16 protein-coding genes are annotated in these 22,411 nt (G+C 62.4%); 8 read left to right on the plus strand and 8 right to left on the minus strand.

The features are described from left to right. Window positions 1–58 precede the first annotated feature (58 nt). Window positions 59–967, plus strand: coding sequence for a LysR substrate-binding domain-containing protein (locus EQV97_RS14950; RefSeq protein WP_122838690.1), 909 nt, complete (start codon window positions 59–61; stop codon window positions 965–967). A gap of 86 nt (window positions 968–1,053) precedes the next feature. Here EQV97_RS14950 and EQV97_RS14955 read toward each other — a convergent pair whose 3' ends face one another. The 7 genes from EQV97_RS14955 to EQV97_RS14985 all read right to left on the minus strand — a co-directional run bounded on the left by EQV97_RS14955 (window position 1,054) and on the right by EQV97_RS14985 (window position 10,016). Further along, window positions 1,054–1,677 (minus strand): response regulator transcription factor, encoded by a 624-nt coding sequence (locus tag EQV97_RS14955; protein ID WP_122838689.1) that lies wholly within the window; start codon window positions 1,675–1,677, stop codon window positions 1,054–1,056. Window positions 1,678–1,709: 32 nt separating this feature from the next. Then, window positions 1,710–2,123, minus strand: a complete 414-nt coding sequence (locus EQV97_RS14960) for a response regulator (RefSeq protein ID WP_122838688.1) — start codon at window positions 2,121–2,123, stop codon at window positions 1,710–1,712. Window positions 2,124–2,236: 113 nt separating this feature from the next. Continuing rightward, complete coding sequence (locus EQV97_RS14965) at window positions 2,237–3,442, minus strand: EAL domain-containing response regulator (RefSeq protein ID WP_122838687.1); 1,206 nt, start codon at window positions 3,440–3,442, stop codon at window positions 2,237–2,239. A 114-nt stretch (window positions 3,443–3,556) separates the two neighbouring features. After that, a complete protein-coding gene (locus tag EQV97_RS14970; protein ID WP_240889166.1) occupies window positions 3,557–7,162 on the minus strand; it encodes a transporter substrate-binding domain-containing protein in 3,606 nt (1,201 codons plus the stop codon). Further along, entirely contained in the window at window positions 7,163–7,789 is a 627-nt protein-coding gene (locus EQV97_RS14975; protein WP_122838685.1) for a response regulator transcription factor, read from the minus strand. A 264-nt stretch (window positions 7,790–8,053) separates the two neighbouring features. Further along, window positions 8,054–9,391 (minus strand): SidA/IucD/PvdA family monooxygenase, encoded by a 1,338-nt coding sequence (locus EQV97_RS14980; protein ID WP_122838684.1) that lies wholly within the window; start codon window positions 9,389–9,391, stop codon window positions 8,054–8,056. 142 nt (window positions 9,392–9,533) lie between these two features. Continuing rightward, a complete protein-coding gene (locus tag EQV97_RS14985) occupies window positions 9,534–10,016 on the minus strand; it encodes a sigma-70 family RNA polymerase sigma factor (protein ID WP_122838719.1) in 483 nt (160 codons plus the stop codon). A 321-nt stretch (window positions 10,017–10,337) separates the two neighbouring features. Between EQV97_RS14985 and EQV97_RS14990 the strand changes: the two genes are divergently transcribed. The 3 genes from EQV97_RS14990 to EQV97_RS15000 are packed head-to-tail and all read left to right on the plus strand — an operon-like array spanning window position 10,338 to window position 14,886. Then, complete coding sequence (locus EQV97_RS14990) at window positions 10,338–11,510, plus strand: efflux RND transporter periplasmic adaptor subunit (RefSeq protein WP_122838683.1); 1,173 nt, start codon at window positions 10,338–10,340, stop codon at window positions 11,508–11,510. After that, complete coding sequence (locus EQV97_RS14995) at window positions 11,511–13,484, plus strand: MacB family efflux pump subunit (protein ID WP_240889167.1); 1,974 nt, start codon at window positions 11,511–11,513, stop codon at window positions 13,482–13,484. A 7-nt stretch (window positions 13,485–13,491) separates the two neighbouring features. Further along, a complete protein-coding gene (locus EQV97_RS15000; RefSeq protein ID WP_240889168.1) occupies window positions 13,492–14,886 on the plus strand; it encodes an efflux transporter outer membrane subunit in 1,395 nt (464 codons plus the stop codon). Window positions 14,887–15,031: 145 nt separating this feature from the next. Here the strand turns inward: EQV97_RS15000 and EQV97_RS15005 are convergent, their stop codons facing one another. Then, on the minus strand, window positions 15,032–16,660 hold the full coding sequence (locus tag EQV97_RS15005; RefSeq protein WP_225570899.1) for a PvdJ/PvdD/PvdP-like protein: 1,629 nt from the start codon (window positions 16,658–16,660) through the stop codon (window positions 15,032–15,034). A gap of 216 nt (window positions 16,661–16,876) precedes the next feature. Here EQV97_RS15005 and pvdM point away from each other — a divergent pair, with 216 nt between their 5' ends. The 4 genes from pvdM (at window position 16,877) to EQV97_RS15025 (ending at window position 22,246) form a co-directional block, all read left to right on the plus strand. Further along, window positions 16,877–18,226, plus strand: coding sequence for a pyoverdine-tailoring dipeptidase-like protein PvdM (gene pvdM, locus EQV97_RS15010; protein ID WP_240889169.1), 1,350 nt, complete (start codon window positions 16,877–16,879; stop codon window positions 18,224–18,226). Between the two features lie 29 nt (window positions 18,227–18,255). Continuing rightward, window positions 18,256–19,536, plus strand: coding sequence for an aminotransferase class V-fold PLP-dependent enzyme (locus EQV97_RS15015; RefSeq protein ID WP_240889170.1), 1,281 nt, complete (start codon window positions 18,256–18,258; stop codon window positions 19,534–19,536). Window positions 19,537–19,637: 101 nt separating this feature from the next. Then, a complete protein-coding gene (locus EQV97_RS15020; RefSeq protein ID WP_122838677.1) occupies window positions 19,638–20,516 on the plus strand; it encodes a formylglycine-generating enzyme family protein in 879 nt (292 codons plus the stop codon). 77 nt (window positions 20,517–20,593) lie between these two features. Further along, complete coding sequence (locus tag EQV97_RS15025) at window positions 20,594–22,246, plus strand: cyclic peptide export ABC transporter (RefSeq protein WP_240889171.1); 1,653 nt, start codon at window positions 20,594–20,596, stop codon at window positions 22,244–22,246. Window positions 22,247–22,411 lie beyond the last annotated feature (165 nt).

Consider the following 22,411-nt stretch of genomic DNA (forward strand, 5'->3'; position numbering starts at 1 on the left):
CGAAGCCTTTGGTGCGCTAGACTGCAAAAATCAGTCATAGCGTTCTATTTGGAGAACGATGGTGGAAGATCTCAACACCCTTTATTACTTCACCCAGGTGGTGGAGCATGGTGGGTTTGCTGCGGCCGGACGTGCGCTGGACATGCCCAAGTCCAAGCTCAGCCGGCGCATCGCCGAGCTTGAAGAGCGCCTGGGTGTACGTCTGCTGCATCGCACCAGCCGGCATTGTTCGCTGACCGAAATCGGCCAGGCCTATTACCAGCGTTGCCTGGCCATGCGGGTGGAAGCGGAGAGTGCTGCCGAACTGATCGAGCGCAACCGCTCCGAACCCCAGGGCCTGGTGCGCATCAGCTGCCCTACCGCCCTGCTCAATTCCTGGGTCGGGCCGATGCTGACCCGCTACATGCTCAAGTACCCGCTGGTCGAGCTGTTCATCGAGAGCACCAACCGCCGGGTCGACCTGATTCACGAGGGCTTCGACATCGCCCTGCGCGTGCGCTTCCCGCCACTGGAAAATACCGACATGGTGATGAAGGTGCTGGGCAACAGCACTCAGTGCCTGGTGGGCAGCCCGGCCTTCGCCGAACGCCTGTCATCCCCTGCCACCCCGGCAGACCTCAGCGGCTTGCCGAGCGTGCACTGGGGCGCGGCGCAGCGTGATTACCAGTGGGAGCTGTTTGGCGCAGAGGGCGCCAGCGCGTTGATCCGGCATGCGCCGCGCATGGTCACTGACGACTTGTTGGCCTTGCGCCATGCGGTGCTGGCAGGCGTCGGCGTGGCGCATTTGCCCAGCGTGGTGGTGCGCGACGACATTGCTGCCGGGCACCTGATGGAGCTGGTGCCGGGATGGGCGCCAAAGTGCGGAATCGTCCACGCGATTTTTCCGTCACGTCGCGGTTTGCTGCCGTCGGTGCGGGCGTTGATTGATTTTCTTGGGGAGGAGTTCAGTCATGCGGATATTGCTTAGGGCACGGGCCTTCAAACCTGAGCGAGGCTGATTTCCAGGCGCTGTATGCCTGTTGCCAGGCGACGCCCATGCAGCAAGACGTTCACTCAGATCAAGCGGTTGCGCAAGGCGAAATCCCGCAGGTGGACCGCCGATTTGACGTCGAGTTTTTTAATCAGCCGCGTCTTGTAGGTGCTCACGGTCTTGTGGCTCAGGTGCAGGTTTTCGGCGATCTGCTTGTTTGATATGCCCATGGCCAGGTAGCGACAGATGGTCAGTTCACGACTGGACAGGACATCTATCCGCTGCTTTTCACTGCATTGCGATGCCCTGAGCGAAACCGCGGTCGAGAGCTGGGCAAAATAGGTGTAGCCGACCGTAACCGCGTGTATGGCCTTGTGCAAATGCTGCAGGTCGTTCGACTTGGCGACGTAGGCTGCGGCACCGGCGCGAATGCATCGGTCCTGGAAGAGCATCGCCTCGTGGGCGGAAAAGACCACCACCGGGCATCGCTCGCCACTGTCGTGAAGCCTTGCCAGTACTTCCAGCCCGTCGAGCTCGGGCAGGGAAATATCCAGCACCACCACGTCCGGTTGGTGCTCGCGGACCATCGCCATGACCTCGTTACCGCAACTGGCCTCGTAAATCCGCTGAAAACCTTCCTGTTGGAGCACTATTTTGACTGCGGCGCGAACCACCGGATGATCGTCCACAATCAGTGCTGACTTCATCACGACTCCATGTACAAAACACGACGATTGACCTACCTGACAGAAATGCCTGTCCCGGCGGACGGTAGGCGACGATCGATCAGCGCCATCAGGCGGCTGATCGAAGCCAGATCCGGCAGGGATGTGTGGCTGACCTGGATGTTCTGCTGCTCACCGTCGGGAGTCGGCGGCAGCCGTGCACGCTGGCCTTCATAGATGAAGGCGTGGCGAACCTGGGCATTGTCACGAAAGAAATCCAGCAGGTTAAAGGCATCACCTGCCATCGAAGCGTTGATCACCACCAGGTCGAACGGCTCGCAACCGTACTCGACCAGCGTCAGCAATTCCTCAAGGCTGTGAACCGGTGCGACCCGGTAATAGTCGAGCTGATTGAACAGCCGTTCGATTCTCATGCGCTGAAAATGCTGCTCGTCGGCAATCAGGATACGCAAGGCTTTGTTCGACAAAGTAGGCCCCCAGCAGGGTGTCAAATTCGAGATGACGCAAGGCTACGCATGCGAGACGGTGCTTTATGTAGGACTTTTCCGAAACTCCCACTGCATTTGTCTACGCATCGCCATCAGCGACCGCCTGGGGATTGGCCGTGCAGCTGCAACCAGGCCAGCAAATCCTCGCCACTCATGGGGCGTGCGAACCAGTAGCCCTGCCCCTGAACACAGCCGAGCGACATCAGGTGCAGGCGCTGCGCATCGGTCTCGATGCCTTCGATGACCACCGACATGCCCAGACTGTCCCCCAGCGCCAGGGTGCTGGTGATGGCTGCCCGACAGCGCGGCTCGTGCGCCAGGCCGCGGACGAATTCGGCGTCGAGCTTGATCTCGTTGAAAGGCAGCTGACACAGGCGCTGCAATGAAGAGAACCCGGCACCGAAGTCGTCGATGGACAGCCGGCAACCCATCATTCGCAGGCGCACCAGGTTCTCCAGGCTGGTGGCGGGGGCCTGCAGCAAACCGCTTTCGGTGAGTTCGAAGGTTAATCCGGAGCCCGGCATGCCATGGCGGAGCAAGAGACGCCGGATGCTGGCCGTCAGTTCGCTGTCGGCCAGTTGCGTGCTTTGCAGGTTGAACGCCATGTTCAGGGTAAAACCGCGGCTTGCTGCGGTCCGCTGCAGCATCAGCGCCTGTTCCAGCTGGGCGAACAGCAGCCGGTCCATCTGCCCGTTCCGCTCCAGTATCGGCAGGTACACCGCCGGCGACAGTACGCCCCTTTGTGGGTGCAACCAGCGGCTGAGCACCTCGACGCCGCAGACCTGGCCGGTGTGCAGATGGAATTTGGGCTGGTACCAGGACTGGATCTGTCCTAGAGCGAGCGCTGCATTCACCTCCTCCTCGCTGGCCAGAAGCAGCGGCGTTGCCGGCGCGTATGTCACCGGCCGATGGCTCGGGTGTTTGTCGAGCAACTCGCGCAGCGCCTGGGGGTGCAGTGGTTTGCCGACATCCCCCAGTAACTCGAGCCCCAGCAGGGAGACGATCTGGTGCACCGCCCGCCGCAGGTCTGCCGAGAGCGAACTGCTGATGATGATCGACCTGACCTGCCCGCTGGCCCCCAGGCGGCGAAAGAACTCCAGGCCGTCCATGCCTTCCATCTGCAAATCGCACAGGGCGATGTCGACCGGCCCCACCTCCTGCAGGATGGCCAGCGCCTGCGCTCCGTCGCAAGCTTCGAACACCTCGCGACAGCCTGCCTGCCGGAACATGCTCACGGCCACTGAACGTTGAAAGGCGTGGTCTTCGAGTATCAGAACGCGCGGTGGCGGGCAGGTCATGTCATCTCGACTCGTCTTGGAAGGGAAGACGATTATCCAGCGGATCATATTTAGGAAACGCCCCAAACCTTGTAGGAAATTTCCCAAGTGTTTCCTGATGATGTCTGAGTGCGGTCACGCCAACCGCTGCGCCAGTCGCTCCATCGCCTGATGCAACTCGTCAACGGCCTCGGTTAACTGCGCCGGGTTCACCACCTCGCAAGCCGTTTCCAGACGCTCGCATGCGCCGATCAGCCCCTGAGCCTTGATGATTCGCGCACCGCCCTTGATGCGGTGAGCCAGGTTCGCCAGCCCCGGCACGTCATTTTGCGTGAACAACCGCATCAACCGCGCCATATCGTCATCGTTGCTGGACGCGAGGTCATCCAGCAGGCGCTTGATGGAGGCCTCGTCGCCCCGGGTCAACTGGTGCAGCCCGGCCAAGTCAATCTCGTCCGTGAGCGGGGTGGCTGCCTGCTCGGCACTCGGGGCGAGGCTCGACAGCCGGGCGCCGAGGTCCTCGAGGCTGATCGGCTTGAACAGGCAGTCATCCATTCCCGCATCCAGGCAGCGCTGCTTTTCCTCGGCTTGTGCATTGGCGGTAAATCCCAGGATGAGGCTGGGCGCGAGGCCCTTGTCGCGCTCTTCCTGGCGGATCGCCCGGGCCAGTTCGTAGCCTGTCATGACCGGCATGTTGCAGTCGCTGATGACCACATCAAAAGGCTGGCTGCGCCATGCGCGCAAACCCTGCGCGCCGTCTTCGGCATCCCGCACCCGGTGGCCGAGGTAGCTCAGTTGCTGGGACAGCAGCAAGCGGTTCGCCGGGTAATCGTCGACTATCAGGATACTCAACGCACGATGCGCCGGTGCCGGTGCGACCGGCACCGGCGCTGGCTCATGCCGAGGTTGCAGCGTGGGCAGATCGAGGACAACGTCGACCCGGGTGCCCTTCCCCACATGGCTGTGCAACGTCAGCTGGCCGCCCATCATCTCGCACAACGTGCGGCTGATGACCAGCCCGAGGCCCGAGCCGCTGCGCGCCGACTGGCGATTATTGCTGGCCTGGGTGAATGGGCTGAACAACCGTTGCTGATCCTCATCGCTAATGCCGATGCCGGTGTCGGCAACCTGCAGCTGCAGCGTCAGACGCTCGTCTGCCCCTGGATGAACCCTGACTTGCAGACGGACCTCGCCAGCTTCGGTGAACTTGATGGCGTTGCTCAACAGATTGGAGATGATCTGCTTGAGGCGCAGCGGGTCGACCAGCACCTCGCGATGGGCTGCAACATCCAGCTCAAGGCTCAGGCGCAGGTGTTTCTGTCGCGCCAGCCCCTCGAAAATACGCGTGACGGCGATCACCAGCTGACCCAGGTTGGCGCGTTCCGGGGCCAGGCTCAAGTGTCCGGACTCAATGCGCGAGACATCCAGGATATCGCCGATCAGATCAAGCAGGCTGCGCGCGGCACCTGAGGCCACCTCGATGGCAAAACGGTCGGTCAGCCCCTGCTCGGCCTTCTTCATTGCCAGTTCCAGCATGCCGATCACGGCGTTCATTGGCGTGCGGATCTCATGGCTCATCGTGGCCAGAAAAGTGGTCTTCGCCCGGTTCGCATCGTCGGCGTCGTCCTTGGCTTCGCGCAGCGCCTGCACCAGGCGCTGGCGCTCGCTGATATCGATCCAGCCCCCGATCAGACCACTCACTTCACCGTTACTGGTACGGTAAGGCAGCATCCAGTGGTAGATGGTCAGCACGTTGGCGCCCAGGGTCAGCTGGCGATCCTGGACCTGGGGCCGGCCGTCCTTCATCACCTGCAAATAACTCTCATGGTAGGCCGCCGCTTCCTGCACGTTCTTGAACATACCCTCGATCACGGTCTTGCCGACCACCTCGTCGCGCTCGATGCCAAACACGTCGAGGTAACCCGAATTGCAGATCAGCAGCCGTGCCTGGCGGTCGCGCACGTAGATCGGGTGCGGCGTGCCGTCGATCAGCACGCGCATGAATTCCAGCTGATCGCTGAGGGCCACTTCCGCCTGCTTGCGTTTGGCAATCAGCTGGCGCAGGTAGGCGATCCAGCCCAGTGCCAGCAACAGCAACACGGCTGCCAGGGCAAAGCCCTGAATGATCGCCGCGCGATGCCGTAGCCAATAGCTGTCATCCACCACCACTTCGCTGCCCCAGCGATTGGACACTTCGTCCAGCTCGTCGGGGGGAATACTCAGCAGGGTTTTGTCGAGGATCGAATACAGCTCTGTGGCGTCGCGGGCGGTGGCGAAACCCAAGCGGGCGGAAGTGGTGCCAACCGTGCTGGTGATCCGCAGCCGGTCGCGATACTGCCGGGAAATCATGTAGCGCGCGGAGATCAGTGCGCTGACTGCGGCATCGGCCTGACCGTTGGCCACCAGGGTCATGGCGTGCTCGGCGTTGTCGGCATCAATCAATTGAATGCCTGGGTACTGCTCGATCAGCTGGTCGCGCACGGGCGTGCCGAGAATCACCGCCAGGCGTTTGTTGGCCATTTCGTCCAGGGTTGCGGGATTGCCGCCGGACGTTCGGCTGACCAGCACGTACGGCGTGCTGAGGTAGGGACGGGTAAACCGCAAGGACTTCTCGCGCTCCGCGCTGGGGGTCAGGCTGATCAGCAGGTCCGCCCGGCCGGATTCGACCTGCCGGATCAGTCTGGGGACGGTGTGCAGGCGCTGAATGTCGAACTTCAACCCGGTGCGCAGCGCGACCTTGGCCAGCACATCGGCACCCAGGCCGCGAAACTTGCCGTCCTGACCGTAAAACGACACCGGCAGGAAACTCTCGTCTATGGCCACCTTGACGTGGGGATGCTGCTCCATCCAGCGCCGTTCGGCGGCGCTGAATTGCAACACATGCACTCCGCTCATGTTCGCCCCGCCCGCGCTCCAGCGTCGCTGGATGCTCACCTGCTCGCTCGCCGGAATCACCGCCAGCGCCGCATTGACGATGCGCAGCAGGCGCGGGTTGTCCCTGGTCACGGTAAAGGCGAAGTCGTTGACGTTGGTGTCGAGAAAAGCCGCCAATTGCACGTTGTTCAGGTAATTTTTGTTGATCAGGTAGTTGGCGCTGATGGAGTCGCCCAGGTAGACGTCAGCCGTGCCGAAGGCTACCGCACCGATCGCGCTCAAGGTCGAGGGATAGAGTTGCAAACGCGCGTTGGGAAAGTGCGCCTTGACGGCTTCCGGCGGCAGGTAGTGGTAAAGCATCGCCACCTGTTTTCCAGCCAGGTCCGGCGTGGCGTTCTGGCTATCGCCGATGCGGGTGACGAGGGTCGGCTGGTCTTCGGCGTAGGGGCTGGACATCACCAGCTGCGGGTCCGCCGCCTCGAAGTCGTTGGACGTCCCGAGCAGGTCAACTTCGCCCTGCTGGACCGCGTGCACCACATCCGCCCGGGACGGATAACGCCGCACCTCGATGCGCACCTGCAGCAGCTCGGCGAGCAATGCCGCGTAGTCGGCCGTCAGCCCTTCATAGTCACGCCCGGTGCCAGTGATGCCAAACGGCGGGTAGTCCGGTGCCGAAGCGCCCAACACCAATACGCCCTTGTCACGCAGCCATTGCCGGTCGGGCTCATCGAGCGCCACCTGGTAGCCATCGACCTGGGAACGCCCCAGCAACCGCAGGTTTTCCACCGGCGCTGCTACGGCCCATACGCAATGAACGGTGCCCGACAACAGCACCACGGCCAGCCATTTACCCCATGCCCGACTCATTCACACCAACTGATTGCGCTTGGCGAAATCGGCGAGGTACACCACGGACTTCACGTTGAGTTTTTCGATCAGGCGGGTCTTGTAGGTGCTGATGGTCTTGCTGCTCAGCAGCATGGCTTCGCCGATCTCCTTATTGCTCATGCCGTTGGACAGTTGCTGCAAAATCGTCAGTTCTCGATCGGACAGGCTCTGGATCAGTTCAAGGTCAGTGGCCTGGGCATCACTGCGCCGCACTGAGCTGCTCGCCAGGTTTGGAAAGAAGGTGTAGCCGGTCAGGACGGCCTTGATGGCCCTGACCAGTTCATCGAGGTCGTCATTTTTGGAGATATAGCCGGCGGCACCGGCCTTCATGCAGCGCATGGCGTAGAAGATCGGCAATTGCGAGGTCAGTACTACGATTTTGCAATGCGGTTGGTCGGTCATGATCCGGCTGATGACTTGCAGGCCATCAAGCCTGGGCATGGCGATGTCGAGGATGATCAGGTCCGGGGCGAGTTCGCGGGCACGTTGCACGGCGTCCGCGCCGTTGCCGGCCTGAGCGATCACCTCGATGTTTTCCTGCTGCAGGAGCATTGAGACTGATGCCCGAATGAACGGGTGATCGTCTACCACCATCGCTTTGACCATAAGCACCTCTGCAAGACATGACGGGCATTGTAGCGAGAGGGCGCGGCGATGGCTGCCTGATGGCGTTTTTTTTGATGGGGTATAGGTTGCAAGCGCGCTAACCCTGCAGGAGCGCGGCTAGGGGCGATGGCGGTGGATCATTGATGTTGGAGCAAAGCTTGCTCGCGATGGCGTTGTACCCGTCAGTTCAAATGTTGAATGCCTGACAGAAATCGCGAGCCAGCTTTGCTCCCACAAAAGCGTTTGGAACTAACCTCTGGAATCTCAGCTAGCCGTCGCCAACAACAAATCCACCACCGAGCGGCTATGCCCACGATTCTTGCCATGCTCATACAACGACCCGGCAATCTCGTCTGCGCGAATCGGCAGGATTGACAGCAAGGTGTCGCTCAGTCCGTGGCTGGCCTGACAAAATCCCTGCATGTAAATGCCCGCTTTGCAGCGCTCGTCGGTGATGAGTTTGTAGTGGCGATCCACCTCGAACTCGCCCAGGTATTGTTCCAGCGGCGCCAGCAGTTTGCGGTGCATCTGGCGTTCGTAACCGGTGGCCAGCACCACGGCGTCGTACAGGCGAACCGTGACTTCACCGGTGGCGTTGTTGCGCACCGCCAGCTCGATGCCGCGCTCGGTGGCGCTGGCTTTTTCGATGGTGGTCAGGGTGCGGAAAGCGTGGCGGGCGATGCCGGAGACTTTCTGGCGATAGAAAATGCCGTAGATGCGCTCGATCAGGTCAATGTCCACCACCGAATAGTTGGTGTTGTGGTACTCGTTCACCAGCCGCTCACGTTCAGTGCTGGCCTGCTGGAACACCAGGTCGGTGAATTCCGGCGAGAACACTTCGTTGACGAAGGGGCTGTCATCCGCCGGTTTCAACGCCGAGCCGCGCAGGATCATGTCCACCTGCACCGACGGGAAGCTGTCGTTAAGATCGATAAAAGCTTCTGCCGCGCTCTGGCCGCCGCCAATGATCGCGATGCTCATTGGCTGGTTGTTCACGCAAGGCTGACGGGCCATCTGCGCCAGGTATTGCGAATGATGGAACACCCGGCTATCGCCCTTGAGTGACTTGAACGCCTCGGGGATGCGCGGGGTCCCGCCGGCGCTGACCACCACCGAACGGGCGGTGCGCACGTGCTGCTGGCCCTGTGCGTCACGGGAGATCACTCGCAGCGCCTCGACCTGCTGGTTGTGCAGCACCGGCTCGATGGTCAGCACTTCTTCACCGTAGCGGCTCTGCGCGTCGAACTGCGCGGCGACCCAGCGCAGGTAGTCGTTGTACTCCATGCGGCACGGGTAAAAAGTGCCGAGGTTGATGAAGTCCACCAGGCGCCCGTGGTGCTTGAGGTAATTGACGAACGAGTAAGGGCTGGTGGGGTTGCGCAGGGTCACCAGGTCCTTGAGGAAGGAGATCTGCAGCTCGCTCTGGGTGACCAGGGTATTGCCGTGCCAGCGGTAATCGGCCTGTTTGTCGAGGAACAGTACGTCCAGTTCACCCTGGGTCGGCCCACGCTCTTGCAAGGCGATGGCCAGTGCCAGGTTCGAAGGGCCGAAACCGACGCCAATCAGGTCGTGAACGATGGGCGATGCAATTGCCTGTGTCATTTCCAGTGTCCTCTGGATGAGCCCCTCAACAGCGGGGAGAAAAAGCTGAGTGACCTAGGCGGCGAGTGCCAGGTCGTCTGTTGATAGGAAACGAGGACAGTGAAACAAAATTTAATACTTACCCTTGACGAGAGCGTCAGGGTCAATGGCCATCCCATTGCCGCATCCGCACCCGGCAATGTTTCATCGCATTGACGATGTGTTTTTCCACCAGGGCTCGGGAAATGCCCAGGTGCTCGGCAATTTCGGGATGGGACAGGCCATCGATCTTGCGCAGCATAAAGCTCTCCCGGCACAGCCGGGGCAGTTCCGACAAGGCGCGCTGGAGCATTTCCAGGCGCTGGCCGTGGTCAAGGCTGTTGTGGGGCGACGGGGTGAAGTAGCGCTCCTCGCTATCGAGCACTTCCAGCGACTCGACCTGGCGCAGGGCATTGCGTCGGTGATCGTCGATCACCAGGTTGAGCGCAGTGCGATAGAGAAAGGCCCGCGGTTGTTCGATCGGTGTGGTGCTGGAGCGTTCAAGTACACGCAGATAGGCGTCATGCACCACGTCTTCAGCCACCTGACGGTTGCCTAGCTTGGCGTTCAGGAAACACACCAGCTCCCGATAGTAGTTCTCCAACATGACTCCCAGCCGCATGGGTGCGGATTCAATCCTTGAGCCACCCCGCCGACCGCCGAAATAGGCAGTGGCAAGATAGTGGCAGAGCGAGGCGCGTAATTTATAGTAATTCTCATATAGATTTAAAGTATTGCTTGATCTTGCCCGACAAATTGTCATGGTCTATATGTGTGCCCACATGTGTCCGCGCCTAAATTCGCTGCGGCATTTCTCGTATTAAGGACAGCTCCCCGTCTCTGCCGGCCTGCCGGCAGCGTTCAACTATCGCCGGATACTCACCGGCAGAGCGCACGACGGGTCGATTTCCATTGGCCGGAACCCTGCATGAAACGTCCCCGACACACCCGACGCGCCCTGCTTGCAGCCCTGTGTCTGATTCCCGTTATCGCCGTCGCCGCCTGGCAGATGATCCCGCCCGGTCGGGACAAGTTCGCCACCGTGCAGGTCACCCGGGGTGACATCGAAAGCAGTGTCACCGCGCTGGGCACCCTGCAACCCCGGCGCTATGTCGACGTCGGCGCCCAGGCTTCCGGGCAGATCCAGAAGATCCACGCGGAGGTCGGTGACGTGGTCAAGGAAGGTCAGTTGCTGGTGGAAATTGATCCGTCCACCCAACAGGCCAGGCTCGATGCCGGGCGCTTCTCGATTGAAAATCTCAAAGCGCAGCTTGAAGAACAGCGGGCCCAGCACGCGCTGGCGCGGCAAAAATTCCAGCGCCAGCAGCAGCTCAAGGCTGGCGGGGCAACCCGCGAAGAAGACGTGCAAACGGCCCAGGCCGAACTGCGCGCCACCCAGGCGCGCATCGACATGTTCCAGGCACAGATTCGCCAGGCCCAGGCCAGCCTGCGCAGCGATCAGGCGGAACTTGGCTACACCCGCATCTATGCGCCGATGGCCGGCACCGTCGTCGCCCTGGACGCCCGGGAAGGCCAGACCCTCAACGCCCAACAGCAAACTCCGCTGATTCTGCGCATCGCCAAGTTGTCGCCGATGACGGTCTGGGCCGAAGTTTCGGAGGCCGATATCGGCCACGTCAAACCCGGCATGCAGGCCTGGTTCACCACCTTGAGCGGCGGCAACCGCCGCTGGAGCAGCACCGTACGGCAGATACTTCCGGTGCCGCCCAAACCTCTGGACCAAACCAGCCAGGGCGGTGGCAGCCCGGCCAGTTCGAGCAAGAGCGGCAGCGCGCGAGTGGTCTTGTACACCGTGTTGCTCGACGTCGACAACGCCGACAACGCCCTGATGGCGGAGATGACCACCCAGGTATTTTTCGTCTCCGACCAGGCCAGGAATGTCCTCACCGCCCCCATCGCCGCCCTGCAAGCCGGTACCCAGGCCGACCAGCAGACCGCCCAGGTTGTCGCTGAAAATGGCAGCCTGCAGCAACGCATTGTGCGCACTGGCATCAGCGACCGCCTGCGGGTGCAGATCCTCGACGGCCTGGAGGAAGGTGATCACCTGCTCATCGGCACGGCCAGCGGGAGTGGCGGCTGAATGCTGACGCCCCTGATCGACCTGCAGGACATTCGCAAATCCTATGGCGGTGGCGACGCCCCTGAAGTCCACGTGTTGCGCGGTATCGACCTGTCGATCCACGCCGGGGAGTTCGTGGCGATCGTTGGCGCCTCCGGCTCCGGCAAGTCGACCCTGATGAATATCCTCGGCTGCCTCGACCGCCCGACCTCGGGTGAGTACCGCTTCGCCGGAGAAAATGTCGCCGGCCTCGACAGCGACGAGCTGGCCTGGCTGCGCCGTGAAGCCTTCGGGTTCGTCTTCCAGGGTTACCACCTGATTCCGTCTGGCTCCGCCCAGGAAAATGTCGAGATGCCGGCCATTTATGCCGGCACGCCAGCGGCCCAAAGGCACGCACGCGCAGCCGCCCTGCTCGACCGCCTGGGTCTGGCCTCACGCACCGGCAATCGTCCGCACCAGCTTTCCGGCGGCCAGCAGCAACGGGTGTCGATTGCCCGCGCCTTGATGAACGGCGGCCATATCATCCTCGCCGACGAACCCACTGGCGCCCTCGACAGCCACAGCGGCGCCGAGGTCATGACCCTGCTCGACGAACTGGCGAGCCAGGGCCACGTGGTCATCCTGATCACCCACGATCGCGAAGTGGCGGCGCGGGCCAAGCGCATCATTGAAATTCGCGACGGGCTGATCATCAGCGACAGCGCGCTGGACAATCCCCAGGTGCAGACCTCGGCCAATCCTGGCGCGCTGCAGGCGGTGGACCTGCGCAAGCGCCTGGCCGAGGGCGCCGAAGCCACTGGCGCCTGGAAAGGTGAACTGGTGGACGCGGTGCAAGCCGCCTGGCGAGTGATGTGGATCAACCGCTTTCGCACCGCGCTGACCCTGCTGGGGATCATCATCGGCGTCGCATCGGTGGTGGTGATGCTGGCCGTTGGGGAAGGCAGCAAACGCCAGGTCATGGCGCAGATGGGTGCATTCGGTTCCAACATCATTTACCTCAGCGGCTCATCGCCGAACCCGCGGACACCCTTGGGCATCGTCACCCTGGACGAGGTCAAGGCGGTCGGCAGCCTGCCGCAGGTGACCCGCATCATGCCGGTCAACGGCCAGGAAGCCGGGGTGCGTTTTGGCAACCTGGACCACCTGAGCTACGTCGGTGGCAACGACACCAACTTCCCGGCGATCTTCAACTGGCCCGTGGTCGAAGGCAGCTACTTTACCGAGGCGGACGAACAGAACGCTGCGGCGGTCGCTGTGATTGGCCACAAGGTGCGGCACAAGCTGCTGAAGAATGTCGCCAACCCGATCGGCCAGTACATCCTCATCGAAAACGTGCCGTTCCAGGTGGTCGGCGTGCTCGCGGAAAAAGGCGCCAGCTCCGGCGATTCCGACAGCGACGACCGCATTGCCATTCCGTATTCAGCGGCGAGTGTGCGCCTGTTCGGCACCCAGAACCCGGAGTACATCGCCATCGCCGCGGCTGATGCGCGCAAGGTCAAGGAAACCGAACAGGCCATCGAGCAGTTGATGTTGCGCCTGCATAACGGCAAGAAAGATTTCGAACTGACCAACAACGCGGCGATGATCCAGGCCGAAGCGCGCACGCAAAATACCCTGTCGCTGATGCTCGGTTCGATTGCCGCGATCTCCTTGCTGGTGGGCGGGATTGGCGTGATGAACATCATGCTCATGACTGTCCGCGAGCGCACCCGCGAGATCGGTATCCGCATGGCCACCGGTGCCCGTCAGCGCGACATTCTGCGCCAGTTCCTGACTGAGGCCGTGATGCTCTCGGTGGTCGGCGGGCTCGCCGGCATCGCCCTGGCGCTGATCGTCGGCGGCGTGCTGATTCTCAGTGAAGTGGCGGTCGCGTTCTCCTTGATAGCGGTGCTCGGCGCCTTTGGCTGCGCCCTGGTCACCGGTGTTGTCTTCGGCTTCATGCCGGCCCGCAAAGCTGCCCGACTCGACCCGGTCACGGCCCTTACCAGTGAATGATCGATTTATGAAGCCGCCACTCCGCCTCTTAACTGTCTGCCTGTTGCTCAGCGCCTGCGGCACTCCCGCCCAGCGTCCAGACAGTGGCCTGCAGCCCCCTGCCGCCTGGCAATCGCCGCACAATAATGGCGCCGCCCGCAGCAATACGCAGTGGTGGTCGCAGTTCGGCAGCCCGCAGCTTGGCCTGCTGGTGGAACAGGCCCGCGTGGGCAGTTTCGACCTGGCGGCGGCGATGGCCCGGGTCCGTCAGGCCCAGGCCGAGACGGTGGTGGCCGCCGGCTCGCAGTTACCTGAGCTCAAGGCCGGCCTGAATGGCAATCGCCAGAAGCTGCTGCGCGGTAATGGTTACAGCCAGCTGGACGCCGACAGCAGTAACAAGGCGGTGGACTACTTCGACGCCAATCTCAGTGCCAGCTACGAAATCGATTTTTGGGGCGGCCAGCGTGCGTCTCGCGACAGTGCGCTATTTGCGCTGCAGGCCAGCGAATTCGATCAGGCCACGGTCGAGTTGACCCTGCAGAGCAGCGTCGCCAATGGTTATGCACAAACCTTGTCTCTGCGCGAACAGCAGCGCATCGCCGAGTTGAACCTGGCCAACGCCCGGAGCGTGCTTGACCTGGTGCAGACCCGTTACGACTCGGGCTCGGCCACGGCACTGGAACTGGCGCAGCAGAAGAGCCTGGTGGCGGCGCAGCAACGGCAATTGCCGCTGGTGCAGCAGCAGGCCCAGGAGGCGCAGGTCAACCTCGCTGCCCTCCTTGGCCAGCCAGTGCAACAGCTGTCGTTGGGCCAGGAGCGCTTCGATCAACTGGTATGGCCCACCATCGCCGCCGGCGTGCCCAGCGAGCTGCTCAGCCGTCGCCCGGACATCGCCAGGGCAGAAGCGCAGCTGGCGGCCGCACAGGCCGACGTGACCGTCGCCCGGGCGGCCATGCTGCCCACGGTCACCCTGAGTGCCGACCTGGGTTCAGGCGCCGATCACGCGGCGGATATCCTGCGCAGCCCGTTCTACAACCTCACCGCAGGATTGCTCGCACCGGTGTTCAACAATGGGCGCCTGGGCGCCGAACGTGACAAGGCCACGGCTCGCCAGGAAGAGCTTCTGGAGAACTATCGCGGGGCGATCATCAATGGTTTCGCCGACGTGGAAAAAGCCCTGAACAGCATTCGCGGGCTGGATCAGCAGCGGCAGTGGCAAGGGGAGGAGCTGAACCAGGCCCAGACGGCGTTCAACATCGCGCAGAATCGCTATCAGGCCGGGGCCGAGGATTTGCTGACGGTGCTGGAGACCCAGCGTACCTTGTATGCGGCGCAAGACCTGAATGTACAGCTGCGGCTGGCGCGGTTGCAGGCCAGTGTAGCGCTGTACAAGGCGTTGGGTGGAGGGTGGCGAGCGCAGTGATGGGCGTGTCCATGAGGCCCCCTTCGCCGGCAAGCCTTGCTCCCAAAGGTATGGCGTGTGCCGCATGATGGGGACATACACTGAGCCTGTGGGAGCAAGCTTCTGTGGGAACAAGGCTAGCCCGCGATGAACGATAACGCGGTCTTCAAGCCTGGCTTTTCCTGGCCTTCAAATGCCGCGCATACCAGGGCCGCTGCGGTACCTTGCGCAACAGCCCGGCCAGTTTCTGCTCATCCTCACCAAAGGTAATGCGCAGCGCCAGCTTCATGGTTTCCGGGTCCATCTCCATTGACTTGCCCGCCTGCAAACCCGGCGTGGTGCTGCAACCATGAGTCCCCGGGCCCAGCCACGGGTCATCCACCTCAACCCAGCGCCCCGGCGCAAACCACGCCACGCCATTGACCTCCAGGCGACTGACCTGCCCCGGATGAAAACGCTCGTGGGCGCGGAACCAGTCTTCCAGTCGATCATCGATCCAGCCGTGAAAATGCCAGAATACCGGGCTCACATGGGAGGAAAAGGGGTCGCCGAGAAAATCGTTCTCTGCGGCAAACCAGCGCGCGGAAAAGTCCGAGGGGTCACGGGCAAACGGCACCGGCTGGCCATTGGACGGATCGCGCGGCACCGAGGCCCAGCGCATGTGCAGCCAGTCGTGCAGGCCCAACTCGACCTCGGAACCGAACTGCCCCAGTGTCAGCTTCGACAGGTAACGTGGATCACGATAACGCGACTCCCACACCTGGAAATTGCTGTGGTAGGTCTCGGCCGTCTTGATGTCGGCCACCCACTGCGAGTACTCGGCATCGTCGTCGGCCAGCCAGGTGGGCGGCAAAGACGTGCCATCGTGATTGTCGAAGTAGCGGGCGAAGCCGACTCGATCCCGCGCCAGTTCCGGCTGCGGCAGGGGAAAATGCGGCCACGACGGCAGATCCTGCATGGAGCGCGCCGTACCGAGCATGTGCCGGTGCATGAAGAAAAAATCCACACCGGAGCCATTGCGATCCTTGCGCGTGCCCCGGGCATCGCGCTCTTTGTTCCGCGGCCCGGGCTGCCAGCCGATGCCGCGCAGGGCGTTGCGCTTGTCTTCGGACAAGGTATGCCACTTGTCCCGGGAGGCGTGCCACAGCTGGTGGAACAGCCGATGCTCCGGCGAAATCAGCCAGGCCAGCAGCGTGGGGTTGAGGCCGGTGCGCTCACGCGCTTCGGGAAACACCCGCTTGAGCGCGATAAAACGATTGTCCTGGGCAGTCATCATCAAGGGCCGATCCAGGTTCAACACCCGGCCGCTGAGCGTCGCGCTGCCGGCGTTGCCGAAGCCCGCCCAGACTTCATCCAGGGACATGCTGAATTCGTAATCCGGGGTGTCGTGCAGGGCATTGGCGCTGATCAAGCGCCAGCTGAGCTCGGCGGGCTTGGCATCCGCCAGGTCACCCAGCACCCGGTAGCGTGGCGCTGCAGTGGCGCGCAAGCGCTCGGCGGTGTCGAGGTAACCGATGAGGCCGCGGCCCTTGTGGCCGATGTCGAGAAACAGCTCCAGGCCGTCCCGGGGCAAGCCTTCGATACCGGCATCATGGCCCTCGAAGCGGATCTGCCAGACACCGCGCAGCGTGTCCGCCAGGTGCTGGCCAGCGACATCCGCCACGTCGAACGTCGCTTCGCCGGGGGTGATCGTCGGGTCCGGCCGGGTCCATTCACGATGCCCATAAAAAGCCGCAGGCACGGCGGCACCGGTCAGCGCCAGGCCTGCCATGAACCATCGTCGAGAAATCGTCATTGCCCTACCTGTGTCAGCCATTAAGCAGGCTTTATCCAAGCTAGAACGTTTGTTGCCTTCAAGAATTTAAGCGCATCGCGGGCAAGCCTTGCTCCCACAGGGATCCCCATATGGGCCCGCACGCTCATCTAAATTTTCCCACCGGTCAATCGTTCTTCCCAGATAACCGTTCTTCCCAGATGGCCCCTGCGGCCGGCGAACCTGACTGAGATGGCAATGACAAAACCACGTTCGAAAAAGGCGCTCTACATCGGCCTGCCGCTGGTGCTGGCCATCAGCGCCGGAGCCGGCTTTGCGGCCTGGGGCTACTGGTTCAAGGACAACCCCGGCTACCCGGTCAAGGTGATGAAGCAAGCCGATGAACTGCAAGAGCGCATCCTCTCCTTCGACAGCCACGTCACCCTACCGCTCGACTTCGGCACCGCCGGCAACGAGGCCGACAAGGATGGCAACGGCCAGTTCGACCTGGTCAAGACCGCACGCGGGCGCCTGTCCGGCGCGGCCCTGACCATTTTCGGCTGGCCGGAAATCTGGAATGGTGAAAACGCGCCGCACCGCCCCACTGCGGGCTTTGTCGACGAGGCGCGATTCGAGCAGGAAACCCGCTACAAGATCATCAGCACCCTGGTGCGCGACTTTCCCAACCAGGTCGCCATCGCCTACACCCCGGATGACTTCCGGCGCCTGCATGGCGAAGGCAAGTTCGCCATCTTCATGAGCATGCTCAATGCTTATCCGCTGGGCAACGACCTCAGCGCCCTGGACAAGTGGGCTGCGCGCGGCATGCGCATGTTTGGCTTCAGCTACGTGGGCAACAACGCCTGGGCTGACTCCTCGCGGCCGCTACCGTTTTTCAACGACTCGCGCGACGCCCTCGGCGGCCTGTCGGAGACCGGCAAGCAGGCCGTGCACCGGCTCAACGACCTCGGGGTGATCATCGACGTGTCGCAAATGTCGACCAAAGCCCTGGAGCAAGTCGCGCAACTAAGCCGCACACCGATGGTGGCCTCGCACTCGGCGCCACGGGCGCTGGTGGACATCCCGCGCAACCTCAGCGACGCGGAGATGCAGCTGATCAAGCAGAGCGGCGGCGTGGTCCAGATCGTTGGCTTCCCGACCTACATCCGCCCGCTCAGCCAGGCGACCCAGGACAAGCTCAACGCCTTGCGCGCACGCTTCGACCTGCAACCGCTGCAGGGGCTGGAGATGGCCTTGATGCCCGGCGACCCGATCATCACCGTCTGGCCGGAGCAACGCTTCGGCGAGTACGCCAGCCAGCTGTACGCAATAGTCGACGAAGAGCCCAAAGCCACCCTCAAGGACTACGGCGACGCCATCGACTACGCCGTGAAAAAAATCGGCATCGACCATGTCGGCATCAGCTCGGACTTCAACGACGGCGGCGGTCTGGACGGCTGGAAAGATGTCAGCGAAGCCCGCAACGTGACGGCGGAGCTGATCAGTCGCGGCTACAGCGAAGCCGACATCGCCAAACTCTGGGGCGGCAATTTCCTGCGGGTGTGGGACCAGGTACAGCAGTCGTCGAAACCGCTGGCGAACAACTGATGCCCACTTTGCAAAAGCGAACCTGACCCATGACCAACCGTCGATCATTCCTCAAGCAGGCCGGCATCCTCGCGGCGGGCCTGCCCCTGGGTGCCGCTGCAGGCCTGCCGGCCCTGGCGGCTAATCCGGCGCCGTTGCCGAAAGACAAATGGGCGCAGTTGCGCCAGCTGTTCCACCAGGACCCCGACTACCTGCACTTCGCCAACTTCCTGGTGACTTCGCACCCAAGGCCCGTGCGCGAGGCCATCGAGAGGCATCGCGCCCACCTTGATCGCAACCCCGGCCGGGCCATGGACTGGGACCTGGGGGAAACCGAGAAGCGCGAACAGCAAGTGCGCGAATGGGCCGCACGCTACCTCAACGCCAGGCCCGAACAGATCGCCCTCACCGGCAGCACCACCGAAGGCTTGTCGCTGATCTACGGCGGCATCCATGTGCGTGCGGATCAGGAAATCCTCACCACCGAGCACGAGCATTACGCAACCCACTACGCGCTGGACTACCGCCAGCAGAAAGACGGCGTGAAAGTGCGCAAGCTCAAGTTGTTCGAGAACAGCCGCGAGGTGTCGGTGGATGAAGTGCTGGGTTCGATTGCCAAGGGCATACGCCCCAACACCCGGGTACTGGGCATGACCTGGGTGCAATCAGGTTCCGGCGTGAAGCTGCCCATTGCTGAAATCGGCAAGCTGGTGCAAGAACAAAACCGCAACCGTGCGGACCAGGATCGCATCCTGTATGTGGTTGACGGCGTGCATGGTTTTGGCGTCGACGATCTGGATTTTCCCGACATGCACTGCGACTTCTTTATTGCCGGCACCCATAAATGGATGTTCGGCCCGCGCGGCACCGGGATCATCTGCGCCCGCTCGGCCGAGCTCAAGGACGTGACGCCGACCATACCGACCTTTTCCGAAGCTACCGCTTTCTCGACCATCATGACCCCCGGTGGCTACCACAGCTTTGAACATCGCTGGGCGCTGGATGAGGCGTTCAAGCTGCACCTGGAACTGGGCAAGGCCCAGGTGCAGGCACGCATCCATGGGCTGAACACCTATGCCAAGAATCGCCTGCTGGAGCACCCGCAGATGGAACTGGTCACCCCCTTGAGCCCGGACCTGTCCGCCGGCTTCAGCTTCTTCCGGGTCAAGGGGCGCGACTGCGAACAGGTCGCCGCACAGCTGATGAAGAACCGAGTGGTGTGCGACTCGGTGGACCGCGATGTCGGCCCGGTCATTCGCATTGCGCCTGGCCTGCTCAACAGCGAACACGAGATCGACCGCTTCATGGCCTTGTTGGGCAACACCATCTGATGCCTGCCCTTCGGTATGACACGTACTCCTTGTGGGAGCGCACTTGCTCGCGCCCACAGGGGAATGTCCACGCCCTCAATTTTTCTTTCGACGAGACACCCATGAAAAGCAATCTGATAGTCCTGCCGCTCAAGGCACTCGCCCTCACCGCACTCATCGCCGCACTGGCCCCGACCACCGCCCAAGCGGCCGCCGCGCCGCCACCGGGCAACGTATTCAAGGACTGCCGCGACTGCCCGGAAATGGTCGTGCTGCCCGCCGGCACTTTCACCATGGGCACGCCGGAAGACGAAGTCGGCCGCGAACCCGACGAGGGCCCGATGCACGAGGTGACCTTCGCCAAGCCATTCGCCATGAGCCGCTTCCAGGTCACCGCCGGCGAGTGGGACAGCTACGTGCGCGAAAGTGGCGTGACCATCGCCAATGGCGACACCCGCCCCGGACGCGAATGCATTGCCAGCAAGCCACGCTATCCCCAGGGCGCGCGCCAGCCGGCGGTGTGCATGAACTTCGATGACGTGAAGAACTACGTTGCCTGGCTGTCGAAAAAGACCGGCCAGACCTACCACATGGTCAGCGAGGCCCAACGCGAATACGCCGCCCGCGGTGGCAGCCAGGGCCCCTTCCCTTTTCCGTTCGACGAGGGCAAGGCCTACAGCATCGCCAGCCACGCCAACACCTATGGCCCGGCCGACGGCTACAGCTACAGCTCGCCGGTGGGCAGCTACCCGGCCAATGCCTTCGGCATGTATGACATGCACGGCAATGTCTATGAGTGGGTGCAGGACTGCGAACACCCCAACTACGTCGGCGCGCCTGCCGATGGCAGCGCCTGGCTCGAAGCCAATTGCGAGGCCGTACGGATTCGCGGCAACGACTGGGGCGAAGCGCCGGTGTTTTCCCGCTCGGGCAATCGCAACAGCCAATACCCGCAAGAGCGTGGGGACTGGATCGGGTTTCGCGTAGTGCGCGATCTGTAGGAGCTGCCCTGCTAAATTAACCCCCGCACCAGACGTTCTACTGGGTATCTGCCTTTACACCCAAGGAACCGTCTTCCATGACCCAGCCTCCTCCCCGTGGCGCCATCGGCGAATTGTTCGCCCTGTTGAAACCCTTTCGGCTGATCGTCGCCGCCTCCATCTTCCTGGGCATGGTTGGCGGCCTGAGCGTCACGGTGTTGCTGGCGACCATCAACAACGCGCTGCACTCCGAAACAGGTTTGACCCAGGGTGTGGTCGCACTGTTCGCCGGCCTGTGCCTGCTGGCGCTGGCCAGTTCGATCTGCTCGGATATCGGCACCAACTACGTCGGCCAGCACATCATCGCCAAGCTGCGCAAACAGCTGGGCGAGAAGGTCCTCTCGGCCCCCATCGAGCAGATCGAGCGCTACCGCAGCCATCGCCTGATCCCGGTGCTGACCCATGACGTCGACACCATCAGCGACTTCGCCTTCGCCTTCGCACCACTGGCGATTTCGCTCACGGTGACCCTGGGGTGCATGGGCTACCTGGCCATCCTGTCGTGGCCGATGTTCCTGATCATGGTGGCCGCGATCCTGATCGGCACGGCGATCCAGGCCTATGCCCAGAGCAAGGGTGTGCAAGGGTTCATGGCCGCCCGCGATGCCGAGGACGAGCTGCAAAAGCACTACAACGCGATCGCCGAAGGCGCCAAGGAGCTGCGCATTCATCGCCCTCGCCGCCAGCGCATGTACGTCTCGGGCATCAAGGCCACCGCCGAATTCATCTGCAACACCCAGGTGCGCTCGATCAACACCTTCGTCATCGCCAAGACCTTCGGCTCCATGCTGTTCTTCGTGGTCATCGGCCTGGCCCTGGCGCTGCAAACCTACTGGCCCAGCGCCGACAAGACCGTGATGAGCGGCTTTGTGCTGGTGCTGCTGTACATGAAAGGCCCTCTGGAGCACCTGATCAGCACCCTGCCGATCGTCAGTCGCGCGCAAATCGCGTTCCGCCGGATCGCCGAGCTGTCCGAGCAATTTTCCACCCCTGAGCCGCACTTGCTCCTCAGCGATCAGGGCCAGGTCAAACAGGCGGTGCATGAGCTGAAACTGGCTGATGTGCGGTTCACTTTCCCAGCCGCCGAAGGTGCCGCGCCGTTCCAGCTGGGCCCGGTGAACCTGACGATCAAGCAAGGCGACATCACCTTTATCGTCGGCGAAAACGGTTGTGGCAAGACCACGCTGATCAAGTTGCTGCTGGGCCTGTACACCCCGCAACAGGGTGAAATCCGCGTCAACGGCGAGGCGATTGACTCGCACAATCGCGACGACTATCGCCAGCTATTCACCACCATTTTTGCCGACTACTACCTGTTCGACGACGTGATCCAGGGCGACCAGCACATCCCCGAAGACGCCAACCAATACCTGCAGCGCCTGGAGATCGCCCACAAGGTCAGCGTCAAGGATGGCAGCTTCACCACCACCGACCTGTCCACCGGTCAGCGCAAACGCCTGGCACTGGTCAATGCCTGGCTCGAGGAGCGCCCGGTGCTGGTGTTCGATGAATGGGCTGCCGACCAGGACCCGACCTTCCGCCGCATCTTCTACACCGAACTGCTACCGGACCTGAAACGCCTGGGCAAGACCATCATCGTGATCTCCCACGACGACCGTTACTTCGACGTCGCCGACCAGTTGGTGCGCATGGAAAGCGGTCGGGTGGTTACCGAACCCGTCACGGCCTGAAAACCGGCTGCACACACCTGTGGGAGCGGTCTTGCTCGTGCCGCTTTGGCGAGCAAGCCCGCTCCCGCAAATAGCGCTTCATCTGCCCCGGCGAATTTTATTTGCACGTTTCTTTCCGGTTTTACCTGCGCGCCCCGTCTTAATAATCATTCTTATTAACAAAAA

The organism is Pseudomonas sp. TMW22090, from assembly GCF_022496665.1.
GTDB classification, from domain to species: domain Bacteria; phylum Pseudomonadota; class Gammaproteobacteria; order Pseudomonadales; family Pseudomonadaceae; genus Aquipseudomonas; species Aquipseudomonas gregormendelii.

Bases quoted from the DNA above. Each gene is read 5' to 3' on its own strand.
- EQV97_RS15005 (WP_225570899.1), bottom strand. From the start codon at position 16,660: ATGACGATTTCTCGACGATGGTTCATGGCAGGCCTGGCGCTGACCGGT.
- EQV97_RS15025 (WP_240889171.1), top strand. From the start codon at position 20,594: ATGACCCAGCCTCCTCCCCGTGGCGCCATCGGCGAATTGTTCGCCCTG.
- EQV97_RS14975 (WP_122838685.1), bottom strand. From the start codon at position 7,789: ATGGTCAAAGCGATGGTGGTAGACGATCACCCGTTCATTCGGGCATCA.
- EQV97_RS14980 (WP_122838684.1), bottom strand. From the start codon at position 9,391: ATGACACAGGCAATTGCATCGCCCATCGTTCACGACCTGATTGGCGTC.
- EQV97_RS14950 (WP_122838690.1), top strand. From the start codon at position 59: ATGGTGGAAGATCTCAACACCCTTTATTACTTCACCCAGGTGGTGGAG.
- EQV97_RS14995 (WP_240889167.1), top strand. From the start codon at position 11,511: ATGCTGACGCCCCTGATCGACCTGCAGGACATTCGCAAATCCTATGGC.
- EQV97_RS14955 (WP_122838689.1), bottom strand. From the start codon at position 1,677: ATGAAGTCAGCACTGATTGTGGACGATCATCCGGTGGTTCGCGCCGCA.
- EQV97_RS15000 (WP_240889168.1), top strand. From the start codon at position 13,492: ATGAAGCCGCCACTCCGCCTCTTAACTGTCTGCCTGTTGCTCAGCGCC.
- EQV97_RS15015 (WP_240889170.1), top strand. From the start codon at position 18,256: ATGACCAACCGTCGATCATTCCTCAAGCAGGCCGGCATCCTCGCGGCG.
- EQV97_RS15020 (WP_122838677.1), top strand. From the start codon at position 19,638: ATGAAAAGCAATCTGATAGTCCTGCCGCTCAAGGCACTCGCCCTCACC.
- EQV97_RS14970 (WP_240889166.1), bottom strand. From the start codon at position 7,162: ATGAGTCGGGCATGGGGTAAATGGCTGGCCGTGGTGCTGTTGTCGGGC.
- pvdM (WP_240889169.1), top strand. From the start codon at position 16,877: ATGACAAAACCACGTTCGAAAAAGGCGCTCTACATCGGCCTGCCGCTG.
- EQV97_RS14985 (WP_122838719.1), bottom strand. From the start codon at position 10,016: ATGTTGGAGAACTACTATCGGGAGCTGGTGTGTTTCCTGAACGCCAAG.
- EQV97_RS14990 (WP_122838683.1), top strand. From the start codon at position 10,338: ATGAAACGTCCCCGACACACCCGACGCGCCCTGCTTGCAGCCCTGTGT.
- EQV97_RS14965 (WP_122838687.1), bottom strand. From the start codon at position 3,442: ATGACCTGCCCGCCACCGCGCGTTCTGATACTCGAAGACCACGCCTTT.